Origin of the sequence: Xenorhabdus aichiensis, from assembly GCF_028598775.1 — a bacterium.
GTDB lineage: Bacteria > Pseudomonadota > Gammaproteobacteria > Enterobacterales > Enterobacteriaceae > Xenorhabdus > Xenorhabdus bovienii.
Genome location: NZ_JAQRFO010000003.1, coordinates 179,517 through 190,684 on the forward strand (window position 1 = coordinate 179,517; position 11,168 = coordinate 190,684).

Sequence of the window (11,168 nt, forward strand, 5' to 3'; positions counted from 1 at the left end):
TCTGGCTTACTGATTTTAGGAGGAGGTGCTTATGCTCAATCAAGAACTGGAGCTTAGTCTCAACATTGCTTTTGCCAAAGCAAGGGATAACAGACATGAATTTATGACTGTAGAGCACCTATTGCTGGCGTTGTTAAGCAATACATCAGCGCGAGAAGCACTGGAGGCTTGCAAAGTCGATCTGGTGATGTTACGCCAGGAATTGGAAAATTTTATCGCACAAACAACCCCTTTGTTATCAGAGAATGATGACAGGGATACACAACCTACGTTGAGTTTTCAACGTGTATTACAGCGTGCAGTGTTTCATGTTCAGTCTTCAGGGCGTTCAGAAGTTTCTGGGTCGAATGTCTTGGTTGCTATTTTCAGTGAACAGGAATCCCAGGCTGCTTATTTACTGCGAAAGCATGATGTGAGCCGTCTGGATATCGTGAATTTCATTTCACATGGAACGCGCAAAGATGAGTCTGATAATGAATCTCATCACAGTGTCAATCCGATTCAGGAGGAGCAGGTGATAAGTGAAGATCGACTGGAAAATTTCACTACCAACCTGAATCAATTGGCACAAAAAGGGCAGATTGATCCGCTTGTCGGACGTCAGCATGAATTGGAAAGAACGGTTCAGGTATTATGCCGCCGCCGTAAAAACAACCCTTTATTTGTGGGAGAGTCAGGTGTCGGTAAGACCGCCATTGCAGAGGGGCTTGCATGGCGTATTGTGCAAAAAGATGTTCCTGAGGTTATGAAGGATTGCACAATCTATTCGTTGGATATTGGTTCATTGCTGGCGGGTACAAAGTATCGAGGTGATTTTGAGAAGCGCTTCAAATCTTTGTTAAAAACGTTAGAGCAAGATAGCAAAAGTATTCTCTTTATCGACGAAATCCATACCATTATTGGTGCAGGTGCTGCTTCGGGGGGGCAGGTGGATGCGGCTAACCTGATTAAGCCGCTGTTGTCCAGTGGCCGCATTCGGGTGATTGGCTCAACGACGTATCACGAATTCAGTAATATTTTTGAGAAAGATCGCGCACTGGCTCGCCGATTCCAGAAGATAGACATTCTTGAACCTTCTTCTGAGGAGACGGTGCAGATTATCAATGGATTGCGTACGAAATATGAGGCGCACCATAATGTTCGTTATACTGCGAAAGCCATTCGTGCTGCGGTTGAGCTATCTGTGAAATATATTACAGATCGCCACTTGCCGGATAAAGCCATTGACGTTATTGATGAAGCAGGTGCGAGGACAAGATTGGTGCCGGCCAGTCGTCGCAAAAAGACGATCAACGTTGCCGATATTGAATCTGTAGTGGCCCGTATTGCCCGTATTCCAGAGAAAACGGTTTCAGCCAGTGACAAAGATGTATTGAGAACACTGGATGATCGTTTGAAGATGCTGGTTTTCGGTCAGGATAAAGCAATCGGGGTATTGACGGAAGCCATTAAGATGAGCCGTGCCGGATTGGGGCAGGAGCATAAACCAGTGGGTTCTTTCCTGTTTGCAGGGCCTACGGGGGTAGGTAAGACGGAAGTTACTCTCCAGCTTGCTAAAATGCTTAATATAAAATTACTGCGGTTTGATATGTCTGAATATATGGAACGCCATACCGTCAGTCGTTTGATTGGCGCACCACCAGGTTATGTGGGATACGATCAGGGTGGTTTATTGACAGATGCTATTATCAAACACCCACATTCAGTGTTGTTGCTGGATGAGATTGAGAAGGCTCATCCTGACGTGTTCAACTTGCTACTACAGGTCATGGATAATGGCACATTGACAGATAACAATGGCCGCAAAGCTGATTTCCGCAATGTTATTCTGGTGATGACAACCAACGCAGGGGTACGTGAGACACAGCGTAAATCTATTGGTTTTACTGAGCAGGATAACAGCATCGATGGAATGGAAGAGATCAAACGGATCTTCACACCTGAATTCCGTAACCGTCTTGATGGCATCATCTGGTTTGATGCACTTTCCGCTGAAGTCATTCAACTGGTTGTTGATAAATTCATCGTTGAACTGCAAGCACAACTGGATGAAAAAGGTGTTTCTCTGGAAGTGAGTGCAGATGCTCGTCAGTGGTTATGTGATAAAGGCTACGATAGAGCGATGGGCGCACGTCCAATGACTCGGGTGATTCAGGACAATCTCAGGAAACCATTGGCGAATGAACTGCTGTTTGGTTCGTTGATACATGGAGGTTCGGTTAGGATCAATCTTGATAAAGACAAACGGGCACTGATATACGATTTCAGAAGTGCACAAAAGTCGAGTAAAAAGAAATCGGAAGATGCAGTGCTATAAAACAGGCCACATTTTAAAGAAATGTATTGGAAGTTGATAAGAATAGTCGGGTGACACCACAGGTGAGTGTCGAAAAAATTATCACCTGTGGTGTTTAAAACAGTATCTAAATCAGCGGCTACGGAAGACGATACGGCCTTTGCTCAGGTCATATGGGGTTAGCTCAACTGTAACCTTGTCTCCAGTCAGGATGCGAATATAGTTTTTACGCATTTTGCCTGAAATGTGAGCAGTAACAACGTGTCCATTTTCCAATTCGACACGGAACATGGTGTTTGGCAGTGTGTCTAACACAGTACCTTGCATTTCAATATTGTCTTCTTTGGCCATCTAATCCTCTAAATGTAACAACCATAGTTTTTAAACGGCAAGATAATGCCGAAAAACCCTCATTATGTAAAGGAATGTCGTATTTTAAACCATCATTTTCCTCATAATGGATATCGACATTCCCGCCGTGAACAGCATAAATCACTAGATGTTGACTATAAATCCAGCATTTGAGCAGCCCAGCAGCCTGCCTGCAATGACTGTTCTCTGTATAGGTAAAGATGCTGGAGAAATTCTTTCCTTGGAATATTTTTCGCGCCTAATGATTTCGTATGGTGATTTAGTACCTGACAATCCAATAATTGGCCACCATGATGTAAAAAGTGGTGGTAGAATGCCACAAAAGCACACTTAGATGCATTCTCCATTTTACTAAACATCGATTCTCCGCAAAATAGCGTACCTACATTAACCCCATATAAACCACCGACAAGTTGGCAGTCATACCAGACTTCAATTGAATGAGCCAGGCCTTCTTGATGCAGGGCCTGATAACCTTGCTGAACATCAGACCCGATCCAAGTGCCTTCTTGCCGTTGGGCACAACCATATATCACCTGATCGAAAGCATAGTTTACCGTAATTTGGTAAGGAAGTTTGCGAATAAAACGACGTAGCGTGCGTCCAGTATGTAATTCACCCGGAATTAGGACCGCTCGGGGGTCGGGCGACCACCATAGGGGAAGCTCATCAGGGGAAAACCAAGGGAAAATACCTTCGTGATAAGCTACCCTTAAACGCTCTGCGCATAGATCACCGCCAAATGCCAGTAAACCATTTGGTTCAACCAGCGCATGGGTTGGATGAGGAAATGCATATGAGTTATCCAGTTGAGCTATCGACATAAAAATGATGGTTCCTGCTCAGGATAGCTCTGTCGCTGATAAAATTGATAATAACGCCCCTGCTGAGCCAGCAACACATCATGTCTGCCTTGCTCAATGATGCGTCCCCCATCCATAACACAGATACGATCCATATGCTGTAAACCTGTTAATCGATGGGTAACCACAATCAGTGTCTTGTGCTGGCAACTGTGGCGTAACAGAGACAGAATCTGTTGTTCAGTATCGGCATCCAGCCCCTCTGTCGGCTCATCCAGCAGCATTAATGGTGCATTGTGTAACAACGCTCTGGCAATCCCCAAACGGCGTTGTTCCCCACCGGAAAGCTGGCGCCCACCTTCACCCATCCAACAGTTTAGCTTTTCATTATTGTCTAGCAAGTTCCCTAAACCCACTTGTTTGAGTACGATTGCTAACTCATCATCGCTGGCATCCGGTTTGGCTAACAAGAGGTTTTCACGCAGGGTATGGCTGAAGACATGTATCCGCTGAGGAACGATAGACATCATTGATCGCAGTGTGGCTTCGTCATACTGGGAAATAGGTTGTTGATTAAGTAAAATTTCGCCGTGATCAACATCCCATGCACGGCTCAGTAACTGCAAAAGTGTCGATTTGCCACACCCTGTTTTCCCCAATAGTGCGATATGCTCGCCTGATGTCAAGGACAGTGAAATATTCTTCAATACTGGTAGAGGTTGTTCAGGATAGGTGAAGTCAATATTTTTTATCTCAAGATTGAGACTGTCCGTTGTTTGTGGCCCATGAGCAGGGAAAGTGACTTCTGGCTCCTGATGCATTAACTGGGAAACACGGGTTGCAGATGAGATAACCTGTCCCATATGCTGAAATGCCACTGTGACGGGTCCAAGAGCTTCGAAAGCAGCGAGAGCACAGAACGCAAATAGAGCTATCAGTGCTCCAGGTTGGCTATGTTCCCCTACACCTGCCGCTGCCAGCCAAAGTAGCAGAGTCACTGTCATGCCTGTAGCGAAAATCATAACGGCTTGAGAAAGCCCCGTCAGGTTGGCTTGCTGTTGTTGGCATTTCAGCCAATCGGATTCAACGTCTGTCATTGATTGTCGAAAACGCCCAAGTGCACCAAACACGGTCAACTCAGCCTGCCCCTGCAACGCACTAGTCAGTAATGTACGATATTGACCGCGCAGTAGGGTGATGTCTCTGCCATAAGGCTTTCCTGCATGATAAAAGACAAAAGGCAATATCATCAGTAGCCCCAGCATAATACCGCCTAGGGTATATGCGAGGGTGACATCAAGAAAACCCAAGCCAAAAGTCAGAACAACAATCACAACCAACGCTGAAAGGACAGGGGAGATAACTCGCAGATAGAGGTGATCAAGCGTTTCGACATCCGCAACGATTCTATTCAGCAGTTCGCCTTGACGAAAACGGGCGATGCCTCCCGGAGACAGCGGTAAAATTTTCTGAAAGGCAAAAACGCGTAGATGTGCCAATACGCGAAAAGTAGCATCATGACTGACCAGTCGTTCACCATAACGGCCAGCAGTACGGAAAATAGCTGCACCACGGACACCAGCGGCTGGCAGCATATAGTTGAACGTATATAACCCCGCGAATCCTGCTAAGGCTGTACCGGCAAGAAACCAGCCGGAAAGCGTCAGCAGGCCAATACTGGCTAACAGGGTTACAATCGCTAATACCATGCCCAAGCTGATGAGAAACCAGTGGCGGCGATAGAGTACGAGAAATGGGAGTAATATACGCATGATTAAAGCTCCACGCTGCGATGAGACAACAGACGGGAAAATGCCCCTTGAGATTGGCTTAAACTCTGATAATGGCCTTTCTCAATGATTAACCCGTTTTCCATTACCCAGATCTGGTCATATTCCAGTGTTTCTTCCAGCAGATGAGTGACCAGCAGTGTGGTTTGCTGACTGGATGCCTGATTTAATGCCATCATCACACGTTGTTCGCTATGGGCGTCAAGACTGGCTGCCGGCTCATCCAACAACAATAACTGACAGGGGTTCAATAATGCCCGTGCTACGGCGATGCGTTGAGCTTGCCCAACAGATAAGCGGGCTGCATTGTCACCAATGACTGTATTCACGCCTTCAGGAAGAGCATGAATAAACTCGCTGACATAAGCCCGTTCCATGACATCATTAATCTGGTCTTGCGTTGCGTCAAATTGACCAAGACGGATATTATCGAGCAGTGTTTGCTCTGGCAGGTGTGGGTTTTGTCCAACCCAGCTTAACTGCTCACGCCATTTGGTTAGATTCAGCTCACGTAGCTCTATTCCATTGATTTTCAAAGAGCCGCGATAGGGCAGGAACCCCAGTAATAAATTGATCAGCGAGCTTTTCCCGGCACCACTTTTCCCAACCAACGCAATCCGCTGATGTTTGTCAATCGTGAAGCTCAAGGGACCCGCAAGATGATGACCATCGTGTGACCGGATTTCCAGTTCGTTCGCTTCAATAGTCACTGATTTTGTATCTGGCAGCATTTTTTCGCCGTTGGATACAGCGTGTTCTCCATCACTGCTGAGCAGAGTAAAAAGCGACTCTGCGGCACCGACAGCCTGGGCTTTTGCATGATAAAACGTACCCAAATCGCGCAGTGGCTGAAAGAATTCAGGAGCGAGAATCAGAGCGAGGAAGCCTGCAAACAACGTGACACCCAGACCATAACTACCAAAATGTAATTCTCCCAAATAAGAAAAACCAAAATAAACGGCAACAACCGCAATGGAAACCGCAGCAAAAAACTCCAGCACAGCAGACGATAAAAATGCCATGCGCAGTACTTCCATCGTTCTGTGACGGAAACTGTCTGTCGATTCGGTAATTTGCTTAACTTCGGCTTCCCCGCGATGGAATACGCGTAGAGTTTCCAGACCCCGTAAACGATCAAGGAAATTGCCGCTTAAACGACTGAGCGCGACAAAATTGCGTCGATTAGCATCAGCGGCACCTAATCCAACCAATGACATAAAAAGGGGAATTAACGGAGCGGTGACGAGTAAAATTAATCCTGCTGCCCAGTTGACAGGAAAGACAGTCATCAGGATTAAGAGAGGGATAATGGTTGCAAGCGCCATTTGGGGCAGATAGCGGGAATAAAAATCCTGCATATCTTCGATTTGTTCTAAGATAATGGTAGCCCAGCTTCCGGCGGGTTTTCCCTTGACCCAAACCGGCCCTAATTGTGCCAGTTTATCCAAAACCATACTGCGGATTTGTTGGCGCACAACCTTGCCACAGATAAAACCGATACGCTCTCGAGTAGCACTGACAATTGCCCGCAATGTAAAGGCGGCTATCAGCATCAGAAACTGAACGATGAGATTTTCGCGGGGGATTTTATCCATGATTAGTGCTTGAAGGATTGACGCCAGAAGCCAAGCTTGAGAGATGATTAGTAATCCGCTAATGAGGCCAAGTAGCATGGATAGCCGAAGCCACCGACGGGCAGGCGCACTTTGCTGTCTTAGCCATCGAACAAGTTCAGATTGTCTTGTTTTGTCCATAAGAAAAATTTCTGATTAGCAGGTGATGATACAATGTATCAAAAAGGCTGGTGATACTGTTTGCCAGCGGCCAAACCTTATGTTCCCTGTTAAAAAGCGCTACCGAAATAGCGCCTTAAGGAAAGAGGGTTTATTTAGTTGCCAATCCATCAAGAAAACGTTCAGCATCCAGTGCAGCCATACAGCCAGTACCTGCTGAGGTGATGGCTTGGCGATAAACATGATCCATGACATCCCCGGCGGCAAATACTCCCGGAATAGAAGTCTGGGTGGCATTTCCATGCAGGCCGGACTGGACTTTAATATATCCGTTTTGCAGCTCAAGCTGTCCTTCAAAGATACCTGTGTTTGGACTGTGGCCGATAGCAATGAAGACACCAGTAACATCCAGCTCTTCTGCATTGTCACTTTTCGTATCGTGAATACGAATGCCAGTCACACCCATATCATCGCCCAGCACCTCATCTAAAGTTCTATCGGTATGCAGAATGATATTACCATTCTTGACTTTCTCCATCAGGCGATCAATGAGGATCTTTTCTGAACGGAAAGTATCACGGCGGTGAATGAGATGGACTTCGGCTGCAATGTTCGCAAGATACAGTGCTTCTTCAACGGCGGTATTGCCACCACCAACTACAGCAACCTTTTGCTTACGATAGAAGAAACCATCACATGTTGCACAGGCAGATACGCCACGACCTTTGAAAGCGTCTTCGGAAGGGAGACCCAAATAACGGGCGGAAGCACCTGTCGCGATGATCAAAGCATCGCAGGTATATTCCTGATCATCTCCATAAAGACGGAATGGTCTTTTTTCGAAATCGACTTTCTGAATATGGTCAGAAATAATTTCTGTTTGAAATTTTTCAGCGTGTTGGAACATACGTTCCATCAAATCTGGACCTGTCAGCCCTTCAGGATCACCGGGCCAGTTTTCAACTTCAGTCGTGGTGGTCAATTGGCCGCCTTTTTCAACCCCTGTAATAAGGACGGGGTTTAAATTAGCGCGGGCTGCATAAACAGCGGCGGTATAACCAGCAGGACCTGAGCCAAGAATGATAAGTTTACTGTGTTTGGCTGTGCTCATGAATACCTCATTTCCATTATCGCATATTGCGGATTTGGGGATTGTAGGAGAAATAATAAGTTAAAAAAAGCGATTATCAGATAAAATATTTATGTTATTAACGATTTTACCGATAGATAGTAACTATGATGTAATGGGAATGTAAGGACAGGTTACTTAACTTTCTGAATTGAACATCATTTATCCGTATAAGGTATAAAACAAGCTATGGAAAGGATTTACTCAAAATTTGTTTGGTAGGTTGTTCTGATTTTTGTTCATTTACTTTGACAATCAGCTGTGCATTTGCGAAAACATCTGTGTAAGAGATAATTATCTACCTCGCTAATCAATTGTTTCTATAGAATAGACAAATCGGAGTGGGTAGTTTTCTTATAGAACAAAAAAATTGCCGATAAGCTGCTTTCTGGGAGACGTAGTGTTTTGGGAAATAATATTCTGGAAGACGGTGTTCTAGTAAGTCGTGTTTTGGTTAATCGAGTTCTGGGAAATTGTATTTTAGAAGATGGCGTAGAGATCCCAAACCTTGGTTACAGATTGAGCTTTAGCCTTTGAAAGACATCTTTTCCAGCTCAACTGCTTGAGAGAGATAGGGAAAATGTTATGGGTGTAGGAATATAAAGAGAGAGCAATAAGATGATAGATAATAAGAAGCGTCCAGGAAAAGATCTTGATCGCATAGACCGTAATATCCTTAACGAATTGCAGAAAGACGGCCGTATTTCTAATGTGGAATTATCCAAGCGGGTTGGTTTATCACCTACGCCTTGTCTGGAGCGTGTACGCCGATTGGAACGTCAGGGCTTTATTTCTGGTTACACCGCCTTGTTGAATCCTCATTATCTGGATGCATCGCTACTGGTATTTGTGGAGATTACTCTGAACCGTGGTGCAGCAGATGTCTTTGAGCAGTTTAATACTGCTGTACAGAAACTTGAAGAAATCCAAGAATGTCACTTAGTTTCTGGTGATTTTGACTATTTGCTGAAAACACGAGTGCCAGATATGTCTGCATATCGTAAATTACTGGGCGAAACCCTGCTGCGCCTTCCGGGCGTCAATGACACCCGCACTTATGTTGTCATGGAAGAAGTGAAGCAGAGTAACCGTTTAGTCATTAAAACTCGCTAAACTTTTGTCTAAAATGTACAGATGCAAAACAGGGAAAACTTAGGTACACTCCTGTTTATGCATACAGTTCCAACGCTGAGCAATCCTCAGCGTTGTTCCATTTAATCAACAGGAAAACCTGGAGAGCCTTTCTTGAACCAGGAATATACAGAAGATAAACGTGTTAAGTTAAAGAAAATAAGCAGTAGCCGTCGGCTTCTTGAAGCCATTCTGTTGGTTATTGTTATTTGCGCCGTGTACTTTATGGTGGCGCTTGTCAGTTTCAATCCCTCCGATCCCAGCTGGTCACAAACGTCATGGAATGGGCCCGTCCATAATTTCGGTGGCAGTGTTGGTGCCTGGTTGTCAGATATATTATTTTCGGCATTTGGTATTCTTGCCTATGCAGTCCCGCTATTTATGTTTTTAGGTTGTTGGAATGCTTTCCGTCAGAAAGATAGGCAAGAGTATGTTGATTTCTTTACGCTCGCATTACGCGTCATTGGCGCTTTGGCACTGGTATTAACTTCATGTGGCCTGGTTGCTCTCAATATTGATGATTTAAACGATTTTTCTGCTGGTGGTGTCATCGGCAACTTATTCAGTAAAGCGATTCTGCCGTGGTTTAATGTTCTTGGGGCGACATTAGCGCTGCTCGGTGTCTGGGCTATTGGGTTCACATTATTTACAGGTTGGTCATGGCTCACTATTGCGGAAAAAATTGGTGCGGTTATTCTGGACTCACTCAGTTTTATGGTAAATCGCAGTCGCAATGAGCCTGAGTATGGTGAACTGGAAGACGAGGTTATTCCTGAACATCTGGCCAGCGGGCAAAATCGTGCTGATAATGTAAACACAGATGATATAGGCATGACAGCACCTGCCGCTAAAGCTGTAGAAGTTGACGAAGATGACGTGCTGTTGAGTGCGCCAACGGTGGTGGAACTGGTTAAGGCTGATTCAGCGTCTCAAGCTATGGATACAGCGCAGGAGAGCAGTTCACCTGAAAAGGTTCAGCCTGTGCAGCAAAACGAAAACAGGCAGCAATCTATTGCTCAGGAAGCCATTGCCTTACCGGAATCAGTACAAACTGAATCGGATCATACTGAAGAAGATCAAGAACCTGTTCATTATTCATTTGAACTGCCAGCTGATTATCAATTAGATACAGAATCAGAATTCAGTAAAACTGCACAGATTACTGCACAATCAGAGTTATCTACAGATAGCACTGTGGCAACAAACATACAGCCACAAAATGATGTGATAGAGTCGTTTACTTTTTCTCCGAATGATAATCTGAAAAATGCGGCCGCTGGTGTTTCCAGTGCTGCTGTTGTGATGAAAACTCCTCAGATGAAACAGGGTATTGGCCCTGAAATGCCGCGGCCGAATCCCGTTAGAATACCTACCCGCCGTGAATTATATGGTGTCAAAGTACCGTCTCAGCGTTTGTCTGAACATCTGCAACGGGAAGAAAAAGAGAAACAAAGCGATCTTATTGCGGAAACTGATGAACAGCAAATGGATGAACAGCAGCAAGACATGTTGCGGCTGCAATTCCTTGAACAGCAGCGTGAACGTTATGGTTCTAATTTTGAAGAAGAGACAAAAGGGCATCGTGAAGAAATCGCTCAGATACATAAGCAATCAGCGACGGCCGAATTTGTAGAGCATAGCGTTGATGAACCGTCGGAACAGGAACAGGAAGAGGCATTGCGAGTAGCGTTTGAACAGCAGCAGCGTGAACGTTATCAAAAGATCCAGCCTACTATTCCAAGTCAGGTCGAAATGCCTGCGTTTGATTATTCTTCACTGGCTGATGGTTTTGAAAAATCTGAACCTGTTGAGCCATTGCCCCTGCAATCAAAGTCATCGATTCATTCAGAACAGGAAAAAAGAACAATTTCTGTTTCAGGGCCTTCCCATGAATCGAAAATTCAGCATACTTTT

The 11,168-nt window shown here is 45.1% G+C and carries 8 protein-coding genes; 3 read left to right on the plus strand and 5 right to left on the minus strand.

What is annotated here, in order from left to right:
• Window positions 1-31 precede the first annotated feature (31 nt).
• A complete protein-coding gene (clpA, locus tag PSI22_RS02990) occupies window positions 32-2,317 on the plus strand; it encodes an ATP-dependent Clp protease ATP-binding subunit ClpA (protein ID WP_273578494.1) in 2,286 nt (761 codons plus the stop codon).
• 111 nt (window positions 2,318-2,428) lie between these two features.
• Here the strand turns inward: clpA and infA are convergent, their stop codons facing one another.
• The 5 genes from infA to trxB all read right to left on the minus strand — a co-directional run bounded on the left by infA (window position 2,429) and on the right by trxB (window position 8,105).
• Window positions 2,429-2,647, minus strand: coding sequence for a translation initiation factor IF-1 (gene infA, locus PSI22_RS02995; protein ID WP_002211347.1), 219 nt, complete (start codon window positions 2,645-2,647; stop codon window positions 2,429-2,431).
• A 155-nt stretch (window positions 2,648-2,802) separates the two neighbouring features.
• Window positions 2,803-3,492 carry a leucyl/phenylalanyl-tRNA--protein transferase gene (gene aat / locus PSI22_RS03000; protein ID WP_273578534.1) on the minus strand — a complete coding sequence of 230 codons (690 nt, stop codon included), beginning with the start codon at window positions 3,490-3,492 and terminating at the stop codon, window positions 2,803-2,805.
• On the minus strand, window positions 3,483-5,243 hold the full coding sequence (cydC, locus tag PSI22_RS03005) for a heme ABC transporter ATP-binding protein/permease CydC (RefSeq protein WP_273578535.1): 1,761 nt from the start codon (window positions 5,241-5,243) through the stop codon (window positions 3,483-3,485). Before cydC ends, aat begins: the two co-directional genes overlap by 10 nt.
• A 2-nt stretch (window positions 5,244-5,245) precedes the next feature.
• Entirely contained in the window at window positions 5,246-7,015 is a 1,770-nt protein-coding gene (cydD, locus tag PSI22_RS03010) for a heme ABC transporter permease/ATP-binding protein CydD (RefSeq protein ID WP_273578536.1), read from the minus strand.
• Between the two features lie 130 nt (window positions 7,016-7,145).
• Window positions 7,146-8,105 carry a thioredoxin-disulfide reductase gene (trxB, locus tag PSI22_RS03015; RefSeq protein ID WP_038188103.1) on the minus strand — a complete coding sequence of 320 codons (960 nt, stop codon included), beginning with the start codon at window positions 8,103-8,105 and terminating at the stop codon, window positions 7,146-7,148.
• Window positions 8,106-8,741: 636 nt separating this feature from the next.
• On the opposite strand from trxB, the gene lrp reads away from it, so the two are divergent.
• Window positions 8,742-9,236 carry a leucine-responsive transcriptional regulator Lrp gene (gene lrp, locus PSI22_RS03020; RefSeq protein ID WP_004256338.1) on the plus strand — a complete coding sequence of 165 codons (495 nt, stop codon included), beginning with the start codon at window positions 8,742-8,744 and terminating at the stop codon, window positions 9,234-9,236.
• Between the two features lie 132 nt (window positions 9,237-9,368).
• A partial coding sequence (locus tag PSI22_RS03025) for a DNA translocase FtsK 4TM domain-containing protein (RefSeq protein ID WP_273578537.1) occupies window positions 9,369-11,168 on the plus strand: 1,800 nt, incomplete at its 3' end.